Genomic DNA, 22,740 nt, shown 5'->3' on the forward strand with positions numbered 1-22,740 from the left:
GGAAGGCATCGGTGCCGGGCCCCTTCGGGGAGCCTATATGAAAATGGTTCCCATGAGCTAGAACTCAGAGGTCGATACCGGTCAGGACCAGCACGCGCTCGTAGGTGTAGTCCTCCATCGCGAACCGCACGCCCTCGCGGCCCACGCCGGACTGCTTGACGCCGCCGTACGGCATCTGGTCGGCGCGGTAGGACGGCACGTCGCCGATGACGACTCCGCCGACCTCCAGGGCCCGGTGGGCGCGGAAGGCGGTCTGGAGGTCGTGGGTGAAGACGCCTGCCTGGAGGCCGTACTTGGAGTCGTTGACGGCGGCGAAGGCCTCGGCCTCGCCGTTCACCTTGTGCACCGTGAGGACCGGGCCGAAGACCTCCTCGCAGGAGATCGTGACGTCGGCCGGTACGTCGGCCAGGACGGTCGGCGCGTAGGAGGCGCCGTCGCGCTTGCCGCCGGTGAGCAGTGCGGCGCCGGCGTCCACGGCCTCCTGGACCCAGGTCTCGACGCGCTGGGCGGCGTCCTCGCTGACCAGCGGGCCGACGTCGGTCGCGTCGTCGCTCGGGTCGCCGGTGACCTGGGCCTCGACGGCGGCGACGACGCGCGGCAGCAGCCGGTCGTAGACCGAGGCGTCGGCGATGACGCGCTGGACGGAGATGCAGGACTGGCCGCCCTGGTAGTTGGAGAAGGTGGCGATGCGCTGCGCCGCCTTGTCCAGGTCCTCGTCGCTCGCCCAGTCGGCGAGGACGACGGCCGCGCCGTTGCCGCCCAGCTCCAGGGTGCAGTGCTTGCGGGGCACCGAGTCCATGATCGCGTAGCCGACCTTCTCGGAGCCGGTGAAGGAGATGACGGGCAGGCGCTCGTCCTGCACGAGGGCCGGCATCTTGTCGTTGGCGACGGGCAGGACGCTCCAGGAGCCGGCCGGCAGCTCGGTCTCGGCCAGCAGATCGCCGAGGATCAGGCCGGACAGCGGGGTGGCCGGGGCCGGCTTGAGGATGATCGGCGCGCCGGCGGCGATGGCCGGGGCGATCTTGTGGGCGCAGAGGTTGAGCGGGAAGTTGAAGGGCGCGATGCCGAGCACGACACCCTTCGGGAAGCGGCGGGTGAGGGCGAGCCGGCCCTGGCCGCCCAGGTCGGTGTCGAGGCGCTGGGCCTCGCCGCCGTTGAAGCGCCGGGCCTCCTCGGCGGCGAACCGGAAGACGGACACGGCCCGGCCGACCTCGCCGCGCGCCCACTTGAGCGGCTTGCCGTTCTCGGCGGAGATCAGCTGCGCGATCTCCTCGGTGCGCTCGACGAGGCGCTTGCTGACGTGGTCGAGGGCGGCGGCCCGTACATGGGCGGGGGTGGCGGCGAACTCGTCGCGCACGGCGTACGCGGCGGCCACGGCCTCCTCGACCTGCGCGTCCGTCGGCACGCTCACCTTGCCGACGAGCCGCCCGTCCCACGGGGAGCTGACGTCGAAGGTGTCCTCGCCGGTGGCCTGACGGCCGGCGAGCCAGAAGGCGTGGGTGGAAGTCATGTCCGGGTTCCGGCCCTTCGACGTCGGGGGTGGTCCTGTACTACGGGTTCCCACGGTAGGGGCGAGGTGGCCGAAGGGCGTTTGTCCGGGGTGTAGCAGTCCCGGCCGCGAACACTACGGTTTGGCAGGCGGGGCCGGTTCCGTGGTCGTCGCCTTGAGGGCCAGCCACAGCTCCATCCGGGCGTCCGGGTCGTCCAGGGAGCGGCCGAGGATCTCCTCGACGCGGCGCATGCGGTACCGCAGGGTGTGCCGGTGGACGCCGAGGTCGGCCGCCGCCGCGTCCCACTGGCCGTGCCGGGACAGCCAGGCGCGCAGGGAGGCGACGAGGTCGCCGCGGCCCGTGGCGTCGTGCTCGTACAGCGGCCGCAGCATCCCGTCGGCGAAGGCCCGTACCGCGTCGTCCGCCAGTAGCGGGAGCACGGATCCGGCCGCCATCTGCTCGTGCTCCACCAGGACGCGTCCGCGCCGCCGGGCCACCGACAGGGCCTGCTCGGCCTGCTTGTACGCGGAGGAGGCGGCGATGGGCCCGGCCGGTGCCGACAGGCCCACGACCAGCTCGGCCTCCTCGCCGCCCGGCGCCTTCTCGCGTGCGCCCGCCCGGGCCGTCTCCAGGGCGGCCGCGTACTCCCCGCAGGCCGCGGCGGCGGCGCCCCGGTCCGCGGCCAGCACCACCAGCCGCTCCCCCTCGGGCACCACCAGGACGGCCTCGCCGGCCCGGGCCGCCGCGGACTCCATGACGTCGGCGAGCGCCGCGAGGGGGTCTCCGCCGGTGTCGGCGGCGGCGAGCGCGGCGGCGGAGGGGCGGTCGACGGCCGGTACGCCCGCCCGGGACTCGGCACGGGTCAGCGCGGCCGACGCCGACACCGGCACCCGCTCGGCGACCAGCATCCGGAACGGCGCGTCCAGCAGGCCGCCGTACAGGCTCCCGGCGACCGTGCGCGCGTGGTCCGGCTCCCCGGCCAGCAGCATGCGCAGCACCGCCTCGCCGACCCGCTGCTCGGCGGCCTGGAGGGACCGGGAGCGTTCCGTGGTCAGGGTCAGCAGGGCTATGGCGGAGTGGACGGCGTAGCGCTCGGCGGTGCCGAGGGCGGCGGCCGTGCCGACCGCGAGGGCAGCGCGAGGGCGCCGGCCCGTGCCGATGGTGTGCAGTTCGACCCGGTCCTCGTTCTCCGGACCGCCGACCACCGAGGAGGCGGGCGCGGGCCGCTCCCGCAGCCGCTCGACGTCGCCGGTGAGCCGCGCGGCCCGCCGTCCGGCCCACTCCGGTGCCGTGGCGACGACGGCGCCCGAGGCGTCGTACAGCGCGGCCCAGCCGTCGACCTGCGCGGCCAGCGCGGCCAGCAGCCCCTCCGGCCCGCCGGTCTGCGCCTGCCGGGTCAGCTCGCGCTGGGCGGCGAAACCGGCCGTGACGGCCCGGTACTGGTCGGCGGCGATCGCGGCGGAGACGGCCTTGCTGATGGCGAGGAAGGGGGTGCGGCGCGGCACCTCCAGCAGCGGCAGGCCCTCTTCCCCGGCCGCGTCGACGAGCGCCTTGGGCGTCTCCTCGTAGTTGACGCCTATGGCGAAGCCGAGCCCGACCACCCCGGCCTCGGCCAGCCGCCGCACGTACCGGCGCATGGCCTCCGGGTCCTCGGCGTCCAGCTTGAGCGCGGTCATCAGCAGCAGCTCCCCGCCCTCCATGTAGGGCACGGGGTCGGCCAGCTCGCTGACATGGGCCCAGCGCACCGGCACATCGAGGCGGTCTTCGCCCGCCCGCACGGTCAGTTTCAGCGCGGAGTGGTGGACGAGCGAGGCGAGCGTCGGGGGCATGAGGCCTTCAGGTCTGCGTCAGGGCTGTGTGATCTCTGTGCACTTTTGGCCGCCACGTATGAACGACCTGTGACGATTCTGCCTCACCGTAGGGTCCCCGCGTACCCGCACCCGTGCCGGCGGGCGTCAGCCCCGCAGATCGACCAGCAGCGGCGGCGCGTGCTCGCCCTTCACATCGGTCAGCGACAGCACCGCGTGCCCCGCCGGTACGCCGTGCGCCAGCTCGGACGCGGACCAGCGCTCCCGCTCGACCTGCCGCACGGTCACCGCCCGCGCGGTCGGGGCCTTGCCGGTGATCACCCGGCGCAGCATGTGCACGGCCTTGCCCGCCGGGGTCTCGGCGATGATCTGCCGGTCGGTGACGTCCCGGGCCTCGGTCCACTCCTTGCCCCACACCTCGGCGAAGTCCTGCCCGTCCCAGGGCGTGACCCCCGACAGCGCCATCCGGCAGCCGGTGGCCCCGAGCAGCGGCCCGCGCAGCGGCCGGGCCACGTCGTCCAGCGTCCGCAGGGTGAGCACGACACCGGCGTTGCCCGACCGCAGCCGCTGGATGCCGCGCACGCCCTCCGGCGTCACCACGCCGGTCGCGTCGTCCAGCACCAGACAGGCGAACAGCGACCGGTCCTCCCGTACGGCGACACTCGCCGAGAACTGGGCGAGCACCAGCCGCGCCAGCATCCGGGAGGCGTCGGCGTGCCCGCGCTCGGGCAGGTCGATCCGCACCCGCACGGGGTGGTCGAGGGCCTTGAGGGTGAAGGGCCGGGTGGACCCGGACGTGTCGAAGAACGAGGCGAAGGCGGGCCGGTCCAGCAGCGCGACCCGGTCCCCGAGCACCCCGCCGACGTCTCCGGGCTGCCCCATCTGCCGCTCCCGGGCGTCCAGCTCCCGCAGCAGCGAATCCTGCCCGGCTTCCTGCAGCCCCTGCCGCAGCGCGGCGAACGGCCCGGGCGCCCCGTCCAGGAGCTGCCGCAGCTCCGGTACGGAAGGGAAACGCCCGTGCACGGCCCGGAACGGTCCGAGCAACTGGGCGAGGACGGTCGTGGAGCGCCGGGTGTCACTGCCCGGGTGCGGATCGGCGAGGTCCCCGACGAGTGCCTCGGCCAGCACGGCGGCGGCCTCGTCCGGGTCGGCGGTCCCGCCGTACAGATCGAGGTCGTACTCGGAGTCCTGGTTCCCGATCCGCACGACGACGTCGTACGCGTCGGCCGGCCCGAGCCCCGCGCCCGCCCCGCCGACCACGACCACGGCGGCCCGTCCGGCCAGCGCGTGCAGACACAGCGACTCGGCGAGGGGGCGGACGACGCTACCGGTCTTGCCGGACCCGGCGGGGCCCACGGCCACGAGCGAGGTACCGAGCAGATCGGGCCCGAGGGCGAGCCCGGCTCCTCGGTAGGCGTAGGGGTTGCGGGTGTCGTCGACGGTGGTCCCGAGCCGCACCTGGCCGGTGAACAGGTCGTGCCGGGCGAGGCGCGCCGGCAGGTCGCGCTCTCCGGAGGGGTGCAGGCAGGCGGCGGCACCGTCGCGCAGGACGGTGGAGCTGAACGTGGCGAGGCTGTGCCGTCCGATGCGCACGCCCTGCCAGGCCCGGAGGATCCGGGCGTGGTCGACGTCCCGCATCAGCCCGGAGCGGGCCTCGGCGGCGAGCCGCTCGGCCGCGTCGACGGCTCCGGCGGCGCGGAGTTCGTTCCACTGGGCCGGGTCGTCCTGAGGGTCCCGATGGGGTTCTTGAGGTTCCGGGCGACGGAAGCGGGGGACGACGAAGCGACGCCATACCTCGCCCCAGCGGCCGAGCCGGGCCACCCCGACCATGATCCCGAGGGCGACGAGCAGCTCGTAGCCCTGGTACACGATGAACGTGCCGGTCTCGCCGAGATCGCTGTCGCCGCCGCGCCAGGCGTCGGGAATGATCAGGTCGAACGGCACCCACCACCAGTTGCCGAGGTATCCGTTCTGCAGCAGCGACCAGATCAGCCATCCCACGAGGAAGGCGATCAGCGCCCCGCTCAGCAGCTGCCGGGTGGGGATCTCCTCGGGCTCCTCGGCGGGCCGCGGCCGGTGCCCGAAGCGCCAGACGCCGGGCGCCGCGTCGGGCCGGGGGGTGCGCAGCCAGGTCATGAAGGACGAGCCGTCGGGCGGCGGCGTCCCGGGCGCCCGCGTGGGCCGGGGCGGCACGGCCGGTCCGGCCACGGGCCCGCTCCGGCCGCCCGGTGGCTCGCCGGGGCCGTTCGGTGGCACCGAGGGCACCTCCGGCGCCCCCGCCGGACGCGGTACGGGACTCGCATGCGTACCCCGCGCCTCCTGCGTCCCGTCGCTGTCCATCGCCCTTTCCCCCTGACCAGCCGCTCCGTCCACCATCAGCGAGCCAATCTAACGCCCTCCCCTGGGGAGTTCACCGCTTACACGGCCGGGTCGTGGGCAGCAGCCCGTCAGAGCGCCATGTCCACCCCGGACAAGCCGGCCCGCCGACAACGCCCACATGGAGCATGCCCACCCCCCTTTCCCCGCCCTAGCCTGCGAGAAAAGAAGCCAAGCGTCCGTAGAAATCCCTTCGCACCACCCCAGGAGCCCCGCATGACCTCACTTCCGCAGGAGCGCCGCGTCGTCACCGCCATCCCCGGACCGAAGTCGCAGGAGCTGCAGGCCCGCCGCACCGCCGCGGTCGCGCAGGGCGTGGGCTCCGTGCTGCCCGTGTTCACGGCGCGCGCGGGCGGCGGGATCATCGAGGACGTCGACGGCAACCGGCTCATCGACTTCGGCTCGGGCATCGCCGTGACGTCCGTCGGCGCCTCCGCCGAGGCCGTCGTGCGCCGGGCCTCCGCCCAGCTCGCCGACTTCACCCACACCTGTTTCATGGTCACGCCGTACGAGGGGTACGTCGAGGTCGCCGAGGCGCTCGCCGAGCTGACCCCCGGTGACCACGCCAAGAAGAGCGCCCTGTTCAACTCCGGCGCCGAGGCCGTCGAGAACGCCGTCAAGATCGCCCGCGCCCACACCAAGCGCCAGGCCGTCGTCGTCTTCGACCACGGCTACCACGGTCGTACCAACCTGACCATGGCGCTGACCTCGAAGAACATGCCGTACAAGCACGGCTTCGGGCCGTTCGCCCCCGAGGTCTACCGGGTACCGGTGGCGTACGGCTACCGCTGGCCGACCGGCCCGGAGAACGCGGGCCCCGAGGCCGCCGCGCAGGCCATCGACCAGATCAGCAAGCAGGTCGGCGCCGAGAACGTGGCCGCGGTCATCATCGAGCCGGTGCTCGGCGAGGGCGGCTTCATCGAGCCGGCCGAGGGCTTCCTGCCGGCGATCCGGAAGTTCGCCTCGGACAACGGCATCGTCTTCGTCGCCGACGAGATCCAGTCCGGCTTCTGCCGTACCGGGCAGTGGTTCGCGTGTGAGGACGAGGGCATCGTCCCGGACCTGATCACCACCGCCAAGGGCATCGCGGGCGGTCTCCCGCTGGCCGCCGTGACCGGTCGCGCCGAGATCATGGACGCCGCGCACGCGGGCGGCCTGGGCGGCACCTACGGCGGCAACCCGGTCGCGTGTGCCGGAGCGCTCGGCTCCATCGAGACGATGAAGGAGCTGGACCTCAACACCAAGGCGAAGCACATCGAGGCGGTCATGAAGGCCCGCCTCACCGCCATGGCGGAGAAGTTCGACATCGTCGGCGACATCCGTGGACGCGGCGCCATGATCGCCATCGAGCTGGTCAAGGACCGTGCCACGAAGGAGCCGAACCCGGAGGCGACCGCCGCGCTCGCCAAGGCCTGCCACGCGGAGGGCCTGCTGGTCCTGACCTGTGGCACCTACGGCAACGTGCTCCGCTTCCTGCCCCCGCTGGTGATCGGCGAGGACCTGCTCAACGAGGGCCTCGACATCATCGAGCAGGCGTTCGCCCGTATCTGACACGGCAGTTACGCGTCCGAGCCGCCGTCGGGGCGAAGGAGCCGCTCCGGTTCCGCTCCGGCGGCGGCGAGCGGCAGAGCGTGTGAAGAAGGTGTGCGAGGTGGATGACAGGCGGCCCTATGGCCTGTCCTCCGCCCTGCCCCTGTCGTAGGTTCTACCCAGATGAGAGATACACCCCCGCCCGCAGGGGACTGTGGGTGACATCAGGCCGGGGCCTCCCCAGCTTCGACCTGGTCGTGCCCTCGCGCACACAACCGGAGCCTCAAGGCTCTGGATCTCCTCACCGATCGGACAGTCGCCCGCCCCAAACCCCCCGGGGCGCGCGACGTTCCGGTCCGGACGGCCGCCTCGGAACCACCCCCCCTGTTCCGGGGCGGCCGACCTCCCTCTTCTCCCTCACCGGCCATCGGCCTCCCGCGCCACGCGTTCCAGCCGGCGCCGGTGCTTCTCCCACCACTCCTGATCGCCTGCCGGCATGGTGTCGCTGCTCTTCGTCAGCCCGACCCTGCCGTCGATGAGCTCCCGCACGATGTCGGCATGGCCCGCGTGCCGCTGCGTGTCGGCGATCACCCGGACCAGGATGTGGTGCAGCGTGACCTCCCGGCGAGCCTCGGGCCACCACGGGACCCGACCGGTCGCGTCCAGGGCCAGCGCCTCGACCGTGCGGTCCGAGTGCTGCCAGGCCGCGCGATAGAGCCCGGTGATCTCCTCGCGCGACTCCTCCGCACCGGCCCACATGTCCGCGTTGGGCTCGGCGTCCTCGGTGTACCACCAGGACGGGGGCGGCTCCTCGACGAAGTAGGGCCGCCCGAACGTGTCGCCGAAATACCCCAGCTCCACCCCGGCGACATGCTTGACCAGGCCCAGCAGGTTGGTCCCGGTCGGTGTGAGCGGGCGGCGGACGTCGTACTCGGAGAGCCCTTCGAGCTTCCAGAGCAGGGCGTCGCGGGCGTCCTGGAGATAGCGGAGCAGGTCGGCTTTCGGGCTGGTCGGGGTCATGCCGGGAGTCTGGCACCCGCCACTGACAACACGGCGGCCGTCCGCGCGACGAAGCGGATCCGTGCCCGTGCCAAGCTGTGTCCCATGCCGATCTCCGGGAACCAGGTCCGCGACGAGCGCACCACGCCGTACTCGCCCTTCCTGGCCCTCCTGCTCAGCCTCCCGGCCCTGCTCTTCGTCCTGATCACCTGGCAGGTCGTCGCCGACGGCCCGCTCATCCGCCTCGACGAGCGTGCCAGTGCCGAGCTCGTCCACCCGGACCGCTACTCCGAGCTCCTCGCCGACCTCGGCAACGTCCAGGTCGCGGTCCCGGTCCTCGCCGCCGCCCTCGGATTCGTCGCGCTGCGGACCCGCCGTACGCGGCGCTGGTGGCTGCCGGTCACCGCGGCGGCCCTCCTCATGGCCCTGGTCCCGGCGCTGATCATCCCCCTCAAGGACCTCACGGACCGGCCCGGCACCCCGGCGGTCCCGCCGGGCACCGGCTACTACCCCTCCGGCCACACCGCCACGGCAGCCATCGCCTACGGCTGCGCCACCCTGCTCCTCCTCCCCCGGCTCCGCACCCCCCTCGCCCGCGGCGCCCTGGTCGCCGGCTGCGCCGCCCTCGTGCTCGGCGCGAGCTACGGCCTGGTCCGCCGCGGCTACCACTGGCCACTGGACGTCGCGGCCAGCTGGTGTCTGTGCGCGGTGCTGCTCTCCTCGCTGTGGCTGTTCCTCAGGCGGGAGACGGCCGGGCAGCCGCGGTGAACATCCCCGAGGGCCTGTCGTTTGGATCACGCCGCAGACGCGGGGCCTGGCACGCACATCTGCCGCGTTGTCGTCGGTTGCCGATTCCCCCACGCTCGGCTTCGCTCGCGCGGGAGGTGCCCCCATCGCATCGCCGCCCTCCTCCGCCTTGCAGCTGCACGCACCAGACCCCGCTCACCGGCGCTGACAAGATGCCGCCGATTCCCTGCGACCTGATCCAAACGACAGGCCTAGTCGCCCCGATCCACGGCCAGCCGCGCCGCCGCCTCGTGCATCGCCAGTTCCAGCAGGGTCGGGTCCGTCAGCATGCCCGAGCCGTCCGGCGGGATCAGCCAGCGGACGCCGCCGGGTGAGGAGCGGCCCGGGTACGGCACGACGATCCAGGTGCCGGCGCCCGCCGTCCTGATGCCCGTGCCGAGCCAGCGGGCCGCGGTGCCCGGCGGCACGAAGAATCCGATGCGCTCGTCGCCGAAGTCGACGAGCACGGGCCCCGGCCGGTCGAGCACACGGCTGAGCACGTCGAGCGTGGCGTAGCCGAGGTCGCCGGGCAGGATGAGCACGTCCCAGGCGCCGCCGGCCGGCAGCAGCGCGACCCCGAGCGGGTTGCGCTCCCACTCCCAGCGGCAGGCCTCGGGGTCGGGTGCGGCGGATGCGAGCCACTCGACCGCCGTCTTCGCACCGGTCATGAGAAAGACCCCCTGTTCTCTCGTGAAGCCCGTGAATCTCGCGAACGCGCGGCGCGTCCCGAGGGCGTCACGAAGGAGAAGGGGTCTCCCAGGGGTCATTACGCGGGTTTCGGCTCCTCGTTGGAGTGAACCGGCTCACACCTCATTCGATCAGCCCGCTCGATCAGCTGTCGAAGCCCAGCCCCAGCCGGTCCATCGTGCGCAGCCACAGGTTGCGGCGGCCGCCCTGGGCGTCCGCGCGGGCCAGGGACCACTTGGTGAGGGCGATGCCCGTCCAGGCGAAGGGCTCCGGCGGGAAGGGCAGGGGCTTCTTGCGGACCATTTCCAGTTCGGTGCGTTCCGTGCGCTCGCCGGACAGCAGGTCCAGCATCACCTCGGCGCCGAAGCGGGTGGAGCCGACGCCCAGGCCCGTGTAGCCGGCCGCGTAGGCGACCTTCTTCTGGTGGGCGGTGCCGAAGAACGCCGAGAAGCGGGAGCAGGTGTCGATCGCGCCGCCCCAGGCGTGGCTGAAGCGGACGCCCTCCAGTTGCGGGAAGCAGGTGAAGAAGTGCCCGGCGAGCTTGGCGTAGGTCTCCGGGCGGTCGTCGTACTCGGCGCGGACGCGGCCGCCGTAGGGGTAGATCGCGTCGTAGCCGCCCCACAGGATCCGGTTGTCGGCGGAGAGGCGGAAGTAGTGGAACTGGTTGGCGCTGTCGCCGAGTCCCTGGCGGTTCTTCCAGCCGATCGACGCCAGTTGGGCGGCGGTGAGCGGCTCGGTCATCAGGGCGTAGTCGTAGACCGGGACGGTGTACGAGCGGACGCGTCTGACCAGGTTCGGGAAGATGTTGGTGCCGAGGGCGACCTGGCGGGCGCGGATCCGGCCGTAGGGGGTGCGTACGGCCATGCCGGGGCCGTACGGCTTCAGGGTGAGGGCGGGGGTGTGCTCGTAGACCCGGACGCCGAGCTCCACGCACGCCCGCTTCAGGCCCCAGGCGAGCTTCGCCGGGTGCAGCATCGCCACACCCCTGCGGTCCCACAGGCCCGCCTGGAAGGTGGGTGAGTCCACCTGCTCCCGCAGGGCGTCCGCGTCCAGGAACTCGACGCCCTCGGCGAGCCCGCGTCGGGCCGTCTCCTCGTGCCAGTCGCGCAGTTCCGCCGCCTGGTACGGCTCGGTGGCGACGTCGATCTCGCCGGTGCGCTCGAAGTCGCAGTCGATGGAGTGCCGGGAGACGGCCTCCTCGATGGCGTCGAGGTTGCGGGTGCCGAGCTCCTGGAGCGTGTGGATCTCGTCGGGCCAGCGGGCGAGGCCGTTGGGCAGGCCGTGGGTGAGGGAGGCGGCGCAGAATCCGCCGTTGCGGCCGGAGGCGGCCCAGCCCACCTCGCGGCCCTCCACCAGCACCACGTCCCGTCCCGGGTCACGTTCCTTGGCGATCAGCGCCGTCCACAGTCCGCTGTAGCCGCCGCCGACGACCAGCAGATCGCAGGTCTCGGAGGTGGTGAGGGCGGGTTCCGGACGGGGCCGGCCGGGGTCGTCGAGCCAGTACGGGACCGGCTGGACGTCGGAAAGCGAATGAGTCCACTGATTCATGGCGCTCGGGGCCATGATTTCAACTCCCTACGGTGAAACCTTTATGTCTTTATGCCTTTTGCCTGTTACGGCGATTTCCTGCGACCATGGAGGCCAGGACGAACAGTACGGCGACGATGAACATGGCCGTGCCGATGACATTGATCTGAACGGGCGTTCCGCGCTGCGCCGAGCCCCAGACGAACATGGGGAAGGTGACGGTCGAGCCGGCGTTGAAATTGGTGATGATGAAGTCGTCGAAGGAGAGGGCGAACGCGAGCAGGGCGCCCGCCGCGATTCCGGGGGCGGCGATCGGCAGGGTGACCCGTACGAAGGTCTGGACCGGGCCCGCGTACAGGTCCCGCGCCGCCTCCTCCAGTTTGGGATCCATCGACATGACCCGTGCTTTCACGGCCGTGACCACGAAACTCAGGCAGAACATGATGTGCGCGATGAGGATGGTCCAGAAGCCGAGCTGGGCGCCCATGTTGAGGAAGAGGGTGAGCAGCGAGGCGGCCATGACGACCTCGGGCATCGCCATCGGCAGGAAGATCAGCGAGTTCACGGCGCCCCGGGCGCGGAACCGGTAGCGGACCAGCGCGAAGGCGATCAGGGTGCCGAGGAGGGTGGCGCCGAGCGTCGCCCAGACGGCGATCTGGAGGCTGAGCGACAGCGAGCCGCAGAGGTCGGCGACGCCGCACGGGTCTTTCCAGGCGTCCAGCGAGAACTGCTGCCATTCGTAGTTGAAGCGCCCCTTCGGTTTGTTGAAGGAGAACACCGTCACGATGACGTTCGGCAGCAGGAGATAGCCGAGTGTCAGCAGTCCCGCGATGACGACGAGATTTTTCTTGAGCCAGTTGACGAAGGGCATTTAAACCAGATCCTCCGTCCCCGACCTGCGGATGTAGAGGGTGACCATGAGCAGAATGGCCGCCATGAGAATGAAGGAGAGCGCGGCCGCCGTCGGATAGTCCAGCACCCTCAGGAACTGCGTTTGGATGACGTTTCCGACCATGCGGGTGTCCGTGGAACCGAGGAGATCGGCGTTGACATAGTCGCCGGTCGCCGGGATGAAGGTGAGCAGCGTGCCGGAGACGACACCGGGCATCGACAGCGGGAAGGTGACCTTGCGGAAGGTCGTCGAGGGCTTCGCGTACAGATCCCCCGCGGCCTCGTGCAGCCGGCCGTCGATCCGCTCGAGCGAGGTGTAGAGCGGCAGGATCATGAACGGCAGGAAGTTGTACGTCAGACCGCAGACCACCGCGAGCGGCGTGGCCAGGACGCGGTCGCCGGCGGTCCAGCCGAGCCAGTTGGTGACGTCCAGGACGTGCAGCGTGTCGAGCGCGCCGACCAGTGGTCCGCCGTCCGCGAGGATCGTCTTCCAGGCGAGGGTGCGGATCAGGAAGCTGGTGAAGAACGGCGCGATCACCAGGATCATGATCAGGTTTCGCCAGCGGCCCGCGCGGAAGGCGATCAGATACGCGAGCGGATAGCCGAGCAGCAGGCACAGGACCGTGGCCGTGCCCGCGTAGAGCACCGACCTGATGAACTGCGGCCAGTACGCGGACAGCGCGTCCCAGTACGTGGCGAAGTGCCAGGTGACCTTGTAGCCCTCCTCCAGGGAGCCCGTCTGTACGGACGTGGAGGCCTGGTAGATCATCGGCAGCGCGAAGAAGACCACCAGCCAGAGGATGCCGGGCAGCAGCAGCCAGTACGGCGTCCAGCGGCCCCTGCGCTTCGGGGGCTTCGGCTCGGGAGCTTCCGGTGCGAGGGGCGGTGGCGCCTCGGTGAGTGTGGACATCAGGCCGCCTCTTCCACTCCGGCATCGGCGTCCTGGGCCGCGTCCAGGCCGAAGGTGTGGGCCGGGTTCCAGTGCAGGACGACCTCGGCGCCGGGGACCAGGCGGGGGTCGCGGTCGATGTTCTGGGCGTAGACCTCGAAGTCGGAACAGACCGGGCTGTCGACGACGTACTGCGTGGAGACGCCGATGAAGCTGGAGTCGGCGATCCGGCCCGTGATGCGGTTGCGGCCCTCCGGTATCTCGCCGGCGTCTTCCGCGTGGGTGAGGGATATCTTCTCCGGGCGAACCCCGACCAGCACCCTGCCGCCGGTCGTCGTGGGCGCGCCGCAGCGGGACTCGGGCAGGACGAGCTTGCCGCCGCCCGCCTTCAGCACGATCTCGTCGCCGCTCCTGGAGTCGACCTCGGCCTCGATGAAGTTCGAGGTGCCGAGGAAGTTGGCGACGAACGTGGTGCGCGGGTTCTCGTAGAGGTCGGTGGGCGCGCCGAGCTGCTCCACGCGGCCCGCGTTCATCACGGCGACCGTGTCGGCCATGGTCATGGCCTCCTCCTGGTCGTGCGTGACGTGCACGAAGGTGATGCCGACCTCGGTCTGGATGCGCTTGAGCTCCAGCTGCATCTGGCGGCGCAGCTTGAGGTCGAGGGCGCCGAGCGGCTCGTCGAGCAGGAGCACCTTGGGGTGGTTGATCAGCGCGCGGGCCACGGCGACGCGCTGCTGCTGGCCGCCGGAGAGCTGGTGCGGCTTCTTGCGGGCCTGCTCGCCGAGCTGCACGAGGTCGAGCATCTCCCCGACCTGCTTCTTCACCGACTTGATGCCGCGCCGGCGCAGACCGAAGGCGACGTTCTCGAAGATGTCGAGGTGCGGGAAGAGGGCGTAGGACTGGAAGACGGTGTTGACCGGCCGCTTGTACGGCGGGAGCGCGGTCACGTCCTGGTCGCCCAGCGACACGGTCCCGGAGGAAGGTTCCTCCAGGCCGGCGATCATGCGCAGGGTGGTGGTCTTGCCGCAGCCGGACGCGCCGAGCAGGGCGAAGAAGGAGCCCTGCGGCACGGTCAGGTCGAGCGGGTGGACGGCGGTGAAGGCGCCGTAGGTCTTGGCTATGCCCTTGAGGCGGACCTCGCCCGTGGCCTCTGTCTTGTTCGTCATGGTGGTCACGCCCCCGTCAGCTTCGCGAACTTCGCTTCGAACTCGGTCTCTTCCTTCGAGCTCAGCGAGCGGAAGGCGTGGGACTTCGCGGCCATGGCCTTGTCGGGGATGATCAGCGGGTTGTTCGCCGCGTCCTTGTCGATCTTCTCCAGCTCGGCCTTCACCCCGTCGACGGGGCACACGTAGTTGATGTACGCGGCGAGTTCGGCGGCCGGCTTCGGCTCGTAGTAGAAGTCGATGAGCCGCTCGGCGTTCGTCTTGTGCCGGGCCTTGTTGGGGATCAGCAGGTTGTCGGTCGACGTCATGTAGCCGCTGTCCGGGACGAGGAAGTCGATGTCGGGGCTGTCCGCCTTGAGCTGGACGACGTCACCGGCCCAGGCGACGCAGGCCGCGAAGTCGCCGCTGGTCAGGTCCGAGGTGTAGTCGTTGCCGGTGAAGCGGCGGATCTGGCCCTTGTCGACGGCCTTCTGGAGCCGGGCTATGGCCGCGTCGTAGTCGTCGGCGGTGAACTTCGCCGGGTCCTTGCCCATGTCGAGCAGCGTCATGCCGACGCTGTCGCGCATCTCCGACAGGAAGCCCACACGCCCCTTGAGCTTGGGGTTGTCCAGGAGGTCGGAGAGCGACTTCACCTCGACGCCGTCGAGGGCCTTCTTGTTGTACGCGATGACGGTGGAGATGCCCTGCCAGACGTACGAGTAGGCGCGGCCCGGGTCCCAGTCGGGGCTGCGGAACTGGGCGGAGAGGTTGGCGTAGGCGTGCGGCAGGTTGGCCGGGTCGAGTTTCTGCACCCAGCCCAGGCGGATGAGCCGTCCGGCCAGCCAGTCGGTGAGGACGATCAGGTCGCGGCCGGTGTCCTGGCCCGCGGCGAGCTGCGGCTTGATCTTGCCGAAGAACTCGTTGTTGTCGTTGATGTCCTCGGTGTACTTGACCTTGACGCCGGTGCGTTTCGTGAACTGCTCCAGCGTCGGGTGGTGCTTGCCGCTGTCGTCGACGTCCATGTACTCGGTCCAGTTGGAGAAGGCGACCGTCTTCTCCTTCGCCGAGTGGTCCTCCGCCGAGACGCCGCCCTGCGACGTGCCCGCCGCCGGGATGCCGCAGGCGCTCAGCGTCCCGAGTCCGCCGGCCGCGAGCGCCCCGCCCGCGGAGGCGCGCAGCAGGGACCGCCGGGTGAGGGCGGCCCTGCCGTTCCTGAAGCTGCGCCGCATGGCGGCCACTTGGGCCGGGGACAGGCGGTCGGGCTCGTACTGCTCCATGCGCGTGGTGCCCTTTCGGAGGGTGGGCGGCCGCGGGTCGGGCGGCCTGACTTCCTGCTATCGGTCCCCGAAGACGGTGCGGTGCCAGTCCTTCGCGGCCACCGCGGTGTTGTCGAACATGACGTGCTTGATCTGGGTGTACTCCTCGAACGAGTACGCGGACATGTCCTTGCCGTAGCCGGAGGCCTTGTGACCGCCGTGCGGCATCTCGCTGATGATCGGGATGTGGTCGTTGACCCAGACGCAGCCCGCCTTGATCTCGCGCGTGGCCCGGTTGGCCCGGTACACGTCCCGGCTCCAGGCGGAGGCCGCGAGGCCGTAGGGCGTGTCGTTGGCCAGCGCGATGCCCTCGTCGTCGGTGTCGAAGGGCAGCACCACCAGGACCGGCCCGAAGATCTCCGACTGGACGACCTCGCTGTCCTGGGCGGCATCGGCGATGAGGGTGGGCCGGTAGTAGGCGCCCTTGGCCAGCTCGCCCTCCGGTGCCTCGCCGCCGGTCACCACGCGCGCGTAGGCCCGCGCCCGGTCGACGAAACCGGCGACGCGGTCCCGCTGGACGTGCGAGATCAGCGGCCCGAGGTCGGTACCGGCGGCGAAGGGGTCGCCGAGCCGGACGCTCTCCATGAGCGCGGCGGTCCGCTCCACGAAGGCCTCGTACAGCGGCCGCTGCACATACGCGCGCGTGGCGGCCGTGCAGTCCTGCCCGGTGTTGATGAGCGCGCCCGCGACCGCGCCGTGGGCGGCGGCCTCCGGGTCGGCGTCGTCGAAGACCACGAAGGGCGCCTTGCCGCCCAGCTCCAGATGGAGGCGCTTGACGGTGGCGGTGGCGATCTCGGCGACGCGCTTGCCGACGGCGGTGGAGCCGGTGAAAGACGTCATGGCCACGTCGGGGTGGCCGACGAGGTGCTCGCCGACCTCCTTGCCGGTGCCGGTGACGATGTTGATCACACCGTCCGGGATCCCGGCGTCCGTCGCCGCCTGGGCGAAGAGCAGCGAGGTCAGCGGGGTGAGCTCGGCGGGCTTCAGGACGATGGTGTTGCCCGCCGCGATCGCCGGGAGGATCTTCCAGGCGGCCATCTGGAGGGGGTAGTTCCAGGGCGCGATCGACCCGACGACACCGATGGGCTCACGCCGGACGTACGACGTGTGGTCGCCGGAGTACTCACCGGCGGACTGCCCCTGGAGATGCCGTGCGGCACCGGCGAAGAAGGAAGTGTTGTCGATGGAGCCCGGGACGTCGAACTCGCGGGACAGCTTCAGCGGCTTGCCGCACTGCAGCGACTCGGCGCGGGCGAAGTCCTCGGCCCGGTCGGCCAGGACGGCGGCGAACCGGTGCAGGGCGTCGGAACGCTCGCCCGGTGTGGTCCCCGCCCAGCCGGGGAAGGCCTCGCGGGCGGCGGCGACGGCCCGGTCGACGTCGGCCGTGCCGGCCAGTTCGTAGCGGAGGACCTCCTCGCCCGACGCCGGGTCGACGACCGCGTGGGTACGGCCGGAGGTGCCCCTGGTCAGACGGCCCGCGATGAACTGCGCGCCCTCCGCGAAGCGCTCCGCGGCCGGAAATCGGTCCGGGGTGGCGTTGCCCGGGTTGTGCATGTGGCTCTCCTCCGTGTCCCCTGGTGGGGGCCGGCGTGGCTCAGGCTCGATTTGAGTGCCGATCCTGGCAGAGCAATGACACACCAACAAGGGATTCCGTTGTTGATTTTTGGTTACGCGACGGAATCTGTCGACCAGGTGTCGAGTCCGCCGCGAAAAGGCAGGACGGTGTGTCAGTGGTGCGTGCCAGACTCGCGTGCATGGAGAAGATCACGGGGGCGGTCGATTCCCGGGAGGCCCTGATCAGGGCGTCCCGGGGCGGGGCGAAGATCAAGTATCTGCCTTTCTGGGGGCACCGGCCGCGGCCGGACGGCCGGATCGGACCGAGCTGTTTGAGCCAGTGGTGGCCCGCGCCGTTCACGGTGGCCGGCGTGGAGTACGCGACGGCCGAGCACTGGATGATGGCGGGCAAGGCCCGGCTGTTCGAGGACCCCGCGGCGGAGCGTGCCGTGCTGGCCGCCGCGCATCCCTCCCAGGCGAAGAAGGCCGGGCGGCTGGTGCGCGGGTTCGACGAGGCGATATGGGCGCGGGAGCGGTTCGGGATCGTCGTGGACGGCAGCGTTCACAAGTTCGCCGCGCACCCGAGGCTGCGGGACTTCCTGCTGAGCACCGGCGACAGGGTGCTGGTCGAGGCCAGCCCCGTGGACCGGGTGTGGGGCATCGGGCTGGCCGCGGACGACGAGGCGGCGGCGGATCCGGAGCGGTGGCGCGGGCCCAATCTGCTGGGGTTCGCGCTGATGGCGGCGCGGGAGCGGCTGCGGAGGGCTTGAGCACAGGTCATGGGCGGGCATGAGCTGGGCGGGCATGAGTGAGGGGCCGGTCCGTGGGACCGGCCCCCTGTGAGCGGCGGTCTCAGCTCGCCGCGCCGAGTCCGCCCATGATGCTGGCGAAGAGCAGGAACCCCAGCAGCGGCAGGATCACGGTCGCGATGATGCCGCAGACGAGGCCGGCGGTCGCCGCGCCCTTGTTGGTGGCCTCGCCGCGGGTGGCCTTACCGCGGCCGATGGCGCCGAAGATGATGCCCAGGATGCCCAGGATCACGCCGAAGAACCAGAGGAAGAAGGTCAGGCTGCACACCACGCCGATGATGCCCAGCACCAGACCGGTGGTTCCCATGCCGTTGCTCGGCTGCGGGGGCATCCCGTAGCCGGACGCCTGCGGGTAGCCGACGGGCGGCGCGGCCGGGTAGCCGGGGCTGCTCTGGGGGTAGCCGTAGCCCGGGCCGGACTGCTGCGGGTAGCCGTACCCGGGGGCCGGCTGCTGCGGGGGCCCCGGCGGCTGGGACGGCGGACCGAACCCACCTGGGGTGGGATTGGTGTTGGACATGGACGATCTCCCCTCCGTTGTCAGACCAAGGCATCGTAATGGCCAAGTCCGCCGAGGAGGGCGGGTGTTTCAGCGGTGGGACGGGGCGGTGGCGACGGGGCCGCGGGCGCCGTAGTACGGGTCGTCGTCGGACGAGGTGTCACTGTTGATCGCGGCCGTGATGCCGACGGCGATCAGGACGATCACGACGATGCCGAGGATGATCCCGATGATGCCCATGATCAGGCCGGCCTGGGCCTGGCCGTGGTTGGTGGCCACTCCGGCCTCGGCGCGCTTGCGGCCCTTGAGGCCGAAGACCACGGCGAGGATGCCGGTGACGAGGGAGACCACGCCGTACAGGCAGAAGAGGGTGCAGGAGACGATGCCGAGCACCATCGCCGCGATGCCCATGCCGTTCTGGGGGGTCGGGGGCATGCCGGGCCAGCCGTAGCCGCCGCTTTGCGGGTAACCGGAGCCCGCCTGGGGGTAACCGGGGTAGCCGTAGCCGCCGGGCGCCGCCGGCGGGGGCGGGACCGTGGGGCCGGAGCCGGTGCTGTCGTACTGCGGCGTGCCGGTGGGCGGGGTGAAGCCGGCGCTGGGCATCGAGGTGACCGTGGCCTGGTCGTGCACGGACGGCGGCGGTGGCGTCTGGTTCTTGTCGAGTGAGGTCTTGTGCTCCGGAGGCGCCCACGGGTCGTGGCTGCTGCCGTCGGGTTGCGTCGCGTCCGTCATCTTGTATCCCCCCGGGATCGTTCGTGCCGTCATGCTACGGGGCGGGTCGGTGCGTGCGGTCGTGCGGGTGCGTGGGGGTTGATCGCGCAGTTCCCCGCGCCCCTGAAAAGAAAGGCGATGCAGCCACGCATACGATGAATCCGAGTCATCGATCAGCCGATCACCCGCGCCCGCCGGCCTCGCGTCGGCCGGGGCGCCGTTCCGGGGAGGAACCTTGACCCAGCATCTCGTCGACCCCCATGCCCCGCGCGACCTCGCGGCGTTCATCGCGGAACTGCCCAAGGCCGAACTGCATGTGCACCACGTGGGCTCCGCCTCTCCCCGGATCGTGGCCGAGCTGGCCGCCCGGCATCCCGACTCCAAGGTGCCGACCGATCCCGCCGCCCTGGTCGACTACTTCACCTTCACCGACTTCGCCCATTTCATCGAGGTGTATCTGTCGGTCGTCGATCTGATCCGCACCCCGGAGGACGTCCGGCTGCTGACCTTCGAGGTGGCCCGTGACCTGGCCCGGCAGCAGGTGCGGTACGCCGAGCTGACCGTCACGCCGTTCTCCTCCACCCGGCGCGGCATCGACGAGCGTGCCTTCATGGACGCGATCGAGGACGCCCGCAAGGCCGCCGAGTCCGAGTTCGGGACGGTGCTGCGCTGGTGCTTCGACATCCCCGGCGAGGCGGGTCTCGAGGCCGCCGAGGAGACGGCCCGGCTCGCGACCGACGACCGGCTGCGCCCGGAGGGCCTGGTCTCCTTCGGTCTGGGCGGGCCCGAAGTCGGTGTGCCGCGTCCGCAGTTCAAGCCGTACTTCGACCGGGCGATCGCGGCCGGGCTGCACTCCGTACCGCACGCGGGCGAGACGACCGGACCGGAGACGGTGTGGGACGCCCTCACGCATCTGCGGGCCGAGCGCATCGGCCACGGCACCAGCTCCGCGCAGGACCCCAAGCTCCTCGCGCACCTCGCCGAGCACCGGATCGCGCTGGAGGTGTGCCCGACCTCCAACATCGCCACACGCGCGGTCCGCACCCTCGACGAGCACCCCATCAAGGACTTCGTCGAGGCCGGGGTCGTCGTGACGATCAACTCCGACGACCCGCCGATGTTCGGCACCGACCTCGACAACGAGTACGCGGTGGCCGCCAGGCTGCTCGGCCTCGACGAGCGGGGGCTCGCCGAGCTGGCGAAGAACGCCGTCGACGTGTCCTTCCTGGACGCGGCGGGCAAGGCCCGGATCAAGGGCGAGATCGACACGTACACCGCGGGGTGGCTCGACCGGTGAGCAGCCCTGTCCCCCTCGCCGTCGGACACCGGGGCGACCCCTACCGGCACCGCGAGAACACCGTCGCCTCGCTGCGCTCCGCGCTGCGGCGGGGCGCGGACGCCGTGGAGATCGACGTACGCCTCACCCGGGACGGCGTGCCGGTGCTGCTGCACGACGAGACGCTGAAGCGGCTCTGGGAGCAGGAGCGGCCGGTGCGCGCGCTGTCCTGGGAGGAGGTACGCGGACTGACCGGGGGCGGGGTGCCGTCCCTGGCGGAGGCGCTGGCCGCGACCGAGGGGCACCGCGTGATGATCGACCTGCCCGGCTCGCCCGGTGTGCGGGCGGTGCGCCGGATCATGGACGCCGTACGGGAGTCCGGGGCGGCGGAGCGCGTGTACTACTGCGCGGGCGCCGACGCCATGCTCGCCGTGCGCGCGGCGGACCCGGAGGCGGAGATCGCCCTCACCTGGACGACCCTGGCCCCGCCCCGGCCGGTCCTGCTGGAGGCGATCCGCCCGCGCTGGCTCAACTACCGTTTCTCCCTGGTGGACCGGCCCCTCGCCGAGCGGGTGCGCCGCGACGGGTATCTGCTGTCCGTGTGGACGCCCGACACCCGACGCTCCATGCGACGGCTCCTGGACGCCGGGGTGGACTCGATCACGACCAACCGCGTCGACGTGCTGTGCGCTACACGCGCGAGCGCTGCGGCACCGTCGCCGGATCGGCCGGGGCCCGGCGGGTGACGTACTGCGGCACCGGCGCGCTGTCCGTGCCGGTGTCGCGGACGAGCCCGTAGCGCAGGGCGCCCCGGTCGGGGCCCGCGTTGATGTCCTCCTCGACGGCCCGGCGGTTCGAGGGGAAGACGGTCAGGCCGTAGTCGCAGCCCCGTTCGTTCTGGGTGAGGGTGACGGTGCCGTCGACGTAGAAGTACTCGTTCTGCCACATCTGCTGGGTGCCGGACGGCAGTTCGGCGTAGCCGATGGCGGGCCCGCCCATGCCGGTGGCGTAGCCGTCCGGGGCGCCGGGCAGCGGGTCGTCCATCCGGCGCCAGCCGCCGGACGCCACGTGGAAGAGCTTGCCCTTCAGTCCGGTCCAGGAGGGCATGACCAGTGCGCCGGGGCGGGACTTGGGCGAGATCTGCCAGCGGACCAGGACATAGCCCCGGCCGCTCAGCGTCACACTGTCGCCCCGGTGCTGCATGACCGCCTTCGGGCCGCCGGTGCTGGTGATGCCGGGCTCGGGGCGGCGCGGCAGGGCGGCGGGCCGGGTGTTCGGGTCGGGGGCGCGGTCCACGGCGTCGACGACCGTGCCGTAGAGGTCGGCCTTCTTCGTCGGCGAGGGCTGCGGGGCGGGCGGGGCGGAGGTCGGCGGGGGCTCGGGGCCGGAGGTGGTGGCCGTCGCCGTGGGGGTGACCGCGGCCCGGGGCGGCGGGGCGTCCGGCGGCTGGGTGACGACGTAGGCGCCGCCCGCGACGATGGTCGCGCCGGCGGTCATCGCGACGGCCGGCTTGGTGAGGGCGCCGAGCAGCTTGGCCGACCAGCCGACGGAGCCCGCGGCGCCCGCGGCCACGGCCGTCTTGCCGCCGAAGGCGAGCGACAGGGTGAACCCGACGGGCAGCGGGACGAGCGCCATACCGACCAGGAGGCGTTCCGCCGGTACGACGGACTCGCGGGTGCCGCCGCAGTAGCCGCAGCCGCGGATGTGCCGGGCCAGCCGCTTGCGCCACACCGAGTCCGGCCGGCCACTCCAGCGGCCGGTCAGCTCGCGCAGGTCGGCGCAGGCGCCGTCCAGGGCGCGGACGATGCCGCGCGAGGTCTCCAGGCGCTCCTTCATCCGCTGGACGCGCACGGCGGCGTGCTGCCGGGTGATGCCGACGGCGGCGGCCAGTTCGCGCCGGGTCAGTTCGCCCGCGACCTCCAGCCACCACAGCGACAGCAACTGCCGGTCCTCGTCGTCGAGCCAGCGCGCCGCCTCGGCGACCTCGCGCCGCTGACCCTCCAACTGGAGTCGCAGCACGGTCAGTTCGGCGAAGTCGGAGGACTCCGTCTCCTCCAGCCGGTCCGGGGTCCTGCGGCGCGCGCGGTCCCGTATCTGCCGCATGGCGATCGCCACCAGCCAGGACCGGAAGCTGTCCGGGTCGCGCAGGGAGCCGAGGTTGCCGACCGCGCGCAGCATGGTCTCCTGGACGACGTCGTCGACGTCGGCGTGGCCGTTCAGGGCCCGGCCCACGATGTTGTAGACCAGCGGCAGCCAGCCCGCGACCAGCTCGTCCAGCGCCCGCCGGTCGCCGTCCTGCGCCGCCGTGACGGTGGCGCGCCAGTGCTGACTGTCCACGGTGGCCTCTCGACGCCTGGTGTCACTGATGTTCCGCACGCACCCTCTCAGGCGGTCCCGGGGTCCCCGCCATGTCGGGGATCACAGGGTGGAGACGGCGTGAAGGGCCGGCGATA

The 22,740-nt window shown here is 71.7% G+C and carries 19 protein-coding genes; 5 read left to right on the forward strand and 14 right to left on the reverse strand.

Translation table 11 applies throughout. From position 1 onward, the window contains the following. Positions 1–64: 64 nt before the first annotated feature. The 3 genes from NNW99_RS09280 to NNW99_RS09290 all read right to left on the reverse strand — a co-directional run bounded on the left by NNW99_RS09280 (position 65) and on the right by NNW99_RS09290 (position 5,638). Complete coding sequence (locus tag NNW99_RS09280) at positions 65–1,510, reverse strand: aldehyde dehydrogenase family protein (protein WP_215118231.1); 1,446 nt, start codon at positions 1,508–1,510, stop codon at positions 65–67. Positions 1,511–1,624: 114 nt separating this feature from the next. Beyond that, positions 1,625–3,319: a PucR family transcriptional regulator gene (locus NNW99_RS09285; RefSeq protein ID WP_215118232.1), complete on the reverse strand. Its 1,695-nt coding sequence runs from the start codon at positions 3,317–3,319 to the stop codon at positions 1,625–1,627. 126 nt (positions 3,320–3,445) lie between these two features. Next, positions 3,446–5,638 (reverse strand): ATP-binding protein, encoded by a 2,193-nt coding sequence (locus NNW99_RS09290; protein WP_215118233.1) that lies wholly within the window; start codon positions 5,636–5,638, stop codon positions 3,446–3,448. A gap of 252 nt (positions 5,639–5,890) precedes the next feature. Here NNW99_RS09290 and gabT point away from each other — a divergent pair, with 252 nt between their 5' ends. Then, the gene (gabT, locus tag NNW99_RS09295; RefSeq protein ID WP_215118234.1) at positions 5,891–7,225 is read left to right on the forward strand and encodes a 4-aminobutyrate--2-oxoglutarate transaminase; all 1,335 of its coding nucleotides are present in this window, start codon (positions 5,891–5,893) and stop codon (positions 7,223–7,225) included. Positions 7,226–7,621: 396 nt separating this feature from the next. Here the strand turns inward: gabT and NNW99_RS09305 are convergent, their stop codons facing one another. Next, a complete protein-coding gene (locus tag NNW99_RS09305; RefSeq protein ID WP_215118235.1) occupies positions 7,622–8,224 on the reverse strand; it encodes a DinB family protein in 603 nt (200 codons plus the stop codon). Positions 8,225–8,308: 84 nt separating this feature from the next. Between NNW99_RS09305 and NNW99_RS09310 the strand changes: the two genes are divergently transcribed. Beyond that, on the forward strand, positions 8,309–8,971 hold the full coding sequence (locus tag NNW99_RS09310; protein WP_215118236.1) for a phosphatase PAP2 family protein: 663 nt from the start codon (positions 8,309–8,311) through the stop codon (positions 8,969–8,971). Positions 8,972–9,201: 230 nt separating this feature from the next. Here the strand turns inward: NNW99_RS09310 and NNW99_RS09315 are convergent, their stop codons facing one another. The 7 genes from NNW99_RS09315 to NNW99_RS09345 all read right to left on the reverse strand — a co-directional run bounded on the left by NNW99_RS09315 (position 9,202) and on the right by NNW99_RS09345 (position 16,995). Continuing rightward, complete coding sequence (locus NNW99_RS09315) at positions 9,202–9,657, reverse strand: bifunctional DNA primase/polymerase (RefSeq protein WP_215118237.1); 456 nt, start codon at positions 9,655–9,657, stop codon at positions 9,202–9,204. Between the two features lie 163 nt (positions 9,658–9,820). Continuing rightward, positions 9,821–11,239: an FAD-binding oxidoreductase gene (locus NNW99_RS09320; protein ID WP_215118238.1), complete on the reverse strand. Its 1,419-nt coding sequence runs from the start codon at positions 11,237–11,239 to the stop codon at positions 9,821–9,823. 34 nt (positions 11,240–11,273) lie between these two features. Beyond that, on the reverse strand, positions 11,274–12,074 hold the full coding sequence (locus NNW99_RS09325) for an ABC transporter permease (protein ID WP_215118239.1): 801 nt from the start codon (positions 12,072–12,074) through the stop codon (positions 11,274–11,276). Continuing rightward, on the reverse strand, positions 12,075–13,004 hold the full coding sequence (locus NNW99_RS09330) for an ABC transporter permease (protein ID WP_215118240.1): 930 nt from the start codon (positions 13,002–13,004) through the stop codon (positions 12,075–12,077). Then, positions 13,004–14,149: an ABC transporter ATP-binding protein gene (locus NNW99_RS09335; protein ID WP_215118241.1), complete on the reverse strand. Its 1,146-nt coding sequence runs from the start codon at positions 14,147–14,149 to the stop codon at positions 13,004–13,006. The genes NNW99_RS09330 and NNW99_RS09335 overlap by 1 nt, the downstream gene beginning before the upstream one ends. A gap of 5 nt (positions 14,150–14,154) precedes the next feature. Further along, positions 14,155–15,402: a spermidine/putrescine ABC transporter substrate-binding protein gene (locus NNW99_RS09340; RefSeq protein WP_215118242.1), complete on the reverse strand. Its 1,248-nt coding sequence runs from the start codon at positions 15,400–15,402 to the stop codon at positions 14,155–14,157. A gap of 57 nt (positions 15,403–15,459) precedes the next feature. Then, complete coding sequence (locus tag NNW99_RS09345; protein ID WP_215118243.1) at positions 15,460–16,995, reverse strand: gamma-aminobutyraldehyde dehydrogenase; 1,536 nt, start codon at positions 16,993–16,995, stop codon at positions 15,460–15,462. A gap of 200 nt (positions 16,996–17,195) precedes the next feature. Between NNW99_RS09345 and NNW99_RS09350 the strand changes: the two genes are divergently transcribed. Then, complete coding sequence (locus tag NNW99_RS09350) at positions 17,196–17,765, forward strand: NADAR family protein (protein WP_215118244.1); 570 nt, start codon at positions 17,196–17,198, stop codon at positions 17,763–17,765. Between the two features lie 82 nt (positions 17,766–17,847). On the opposite strand, the gene NNW99_RS09355 is transcribed toward NNW99_RS09350, so the two are convergent. Together NNW99_RS09355 and NNW99_RS09360 are read right to left on the reverse strand one after the other, a co-directional pair. Continuing rightward, positions 17,848–18,321, reverse strand: coding sequence for a DUF4190 domain-containing protein (locus tag NNW99_RS09355; RefSeq protein WP_215118245.1), 474 nt, complete (start codon positions 18,319–18,321; stop codon positions 17,848–17,850). A 69-nt stretch (positions 18,322–18,390) separates the two neighbouring features. Then, complete coding sequence (locus NNW99_RS09360) at positions 18,391–19,032, reverse strand: DUF4190 domain-containing protein (protein WP_215118246.1); 642 nt, start codon at positions 19,030–19,032, stop codon at positions 18,391–18,393. Between the two features lie 214 nt (positions 19,033–19,246). Between NNW99_RS09360 and NNW99_RS09365 the strand changes: the two genes are divergently transcribed. Further along, a complete protein-coding gene (locus NNW99_RS09365; protein WP_215118247.1) occupies positions 19,247–20,308 on the forward strand; it encodes an adenosine deaminase in 1,062 nt (353 codons plus the stop codon). Beyond that, complete coding sequence (locus NNW99_RS09370; RefSeq protein WP_215118248.1) at positions 20,305–21,033, forward strand: glycerophosphodiester phosphodiesterase; 729 nt, start codon at positions 20,305–20,307, stop codon at positions 21,031–21,033. The genes NNW99_RS09365 and NNW99_RS09370 overlap by 4 nt, the downstream gene beginning before the upstream one ends. On the opposite strand, the gene NNW99_RS09375 is transcribed toward NNW99_RS09370, so the two are convergent. Then, positions 20,978–22,624, reverse strand: a complete 1,647-nt coding sequence (locus NNW99_RS09375; RefSeq protein ID WP_215118249.1) for an RNA polymerase sigma factor — start codon at positions 22,622–22,624, stop codon at positions 20,978–20,980. The genes NNW99_RS09370 and NNW99_RS09375 overlap by 56 nt on opposite strands. Between the last annotated feature and the right edge of the window lie 116 nt (positions 22,625–22,740).

It is taken from the genome of Streptomyces sp. CRCS-T-1, from assembly GCF_024442335.1.
Taxonomy (GTDB): Bacteria; Actinomycetota; Actinomycetes; order Streptomycetales; family Streptomycetaceae; genus Streptomyces; species Streptomyces koelreuteriae.

What these genes read in the sequence shown, in the direction of transcription:
- NNW99_RS09330 (WP_215118240.1), bottom strand. Translation starts at nt 13,004, where the DNA reads ATGTCCACACTCACCGAGGCGCCACCGCCCCTCGCACCGGAAGCTCCC.
- NNW99_RS09290 (WP_215118233.1), bottom strand. Translation starts at nt 5,638, where the DNA reads ATGGACAGCGACGGGACGCAGGAGGCGCGGGGTACGCATGCGAGTCCC.
- NNW99_RS09315 (WP_215118237.1), bottom strand. Translation starts at nt 9,657, where the DNA reads ATGACCGGTGCGAAGACGGCGGTCGAGTGGCTCGCATCCGCCGCACCC.
- NNW99_RS09350 (WP_215118244.1), top strand. Translation starts at nt 17,196, where the DNA reads ATGGAGAAGATCACGGGGGCGGTCGATTCCCGGGAGGCCCTGATCAGG.
- gabT (WP_215118234.1), top strand. Translation starts at nt 5,891, where the DNA reads ATGACCTCACTTCCGCAGGAGCGCCGCGTCGTCACCGCCATCCCCGGA.
- NNW99_RS09355 (WP_215118245.1), bottom strand. Translation starts at nt 18,321, where the DNA reads ATGTCCAACACCAATCCCACCCCAGGTGGGTTCGGTCCGCCGTCCCAG.
- NNW99_RS09280 (WP_215118231.1), bottom strand. Translation starts at nt 1,510, where the DNA reads ATGACTTCCACCCACGCCTTCTGGCTCGCCGGCCGTCAGGCCACCGGC.
- NNW99_RS09360 (WP_215118246.1), bottom strand. Translation starts at nt 19,032, where the DNA reads ATGACGGACGCGACGCAACCCGACGGCAGCAGCCACGACCCGTGGGCG.
- NNW99_RS09320 (WP_215118238.1), bottom strand. Translation starts at nt 11,239, where the DNA reads ATGGCCCCGAGCGCCATGAATCAGTGGACTCATTCGCTTTCCGACGTC.
- NNW99_RS09305 (WP_215118235.1), bottom strand. Translation starts at nt 8,224, where the DNA reads ATGACCCCGACCAGCCCGAAAGCCGACCTGCTCCGCTATCTCCAGGAC.
- NNW99_RS09345 (WP_215118243.1), bottom strand. Translation starts at nt 16,995, where the DNA reads ATGCACAACCCGGGCAACGCCACCCCGGACCGATTTCCGGCCGCGGAG.
- NNW99_RS09325 (WP_215118239.1), bottom strand. Translation starts at nt 12,074, where the DNA reads ATGCCCTTCGTCAACTGGCTCAAGAAAAATCTCGTCGTCATCGCGGGA.
- NNW99_RS09335 (WP_215118241.1), bottom strand. Translation starts at nt 14,149, where the DNA reads ATGACGAACAAGACAGAGGCCACGGGCGAGGTCCGCCTCAAGGGCATA.
- NNW99_RS09285 (WP_215118232.1), bottom strand. Translation starts at nt 3,319, where the DNA reads ATGCCCCCGACGCTCGCCTCGCTCGTCCACCACTCCGCGCTGAAACTG.
- NNW99_RS09310 (WP_215118236.1), top strand. Translation starts at nt 8,309, where the DNA reads ATGCCGATCTCCGGGAACCAGGTCCGCGACGAGCGCACCACGCCGTAC.
- NNW99_RS09340 (WP_215118242.1), bottom strand. Translation starts at nt 15,402, where the DNA reads ATGGAGCAGTACGAGCCCGACCGCCTGTCCCCGGCCCAAGTGGCCGCC.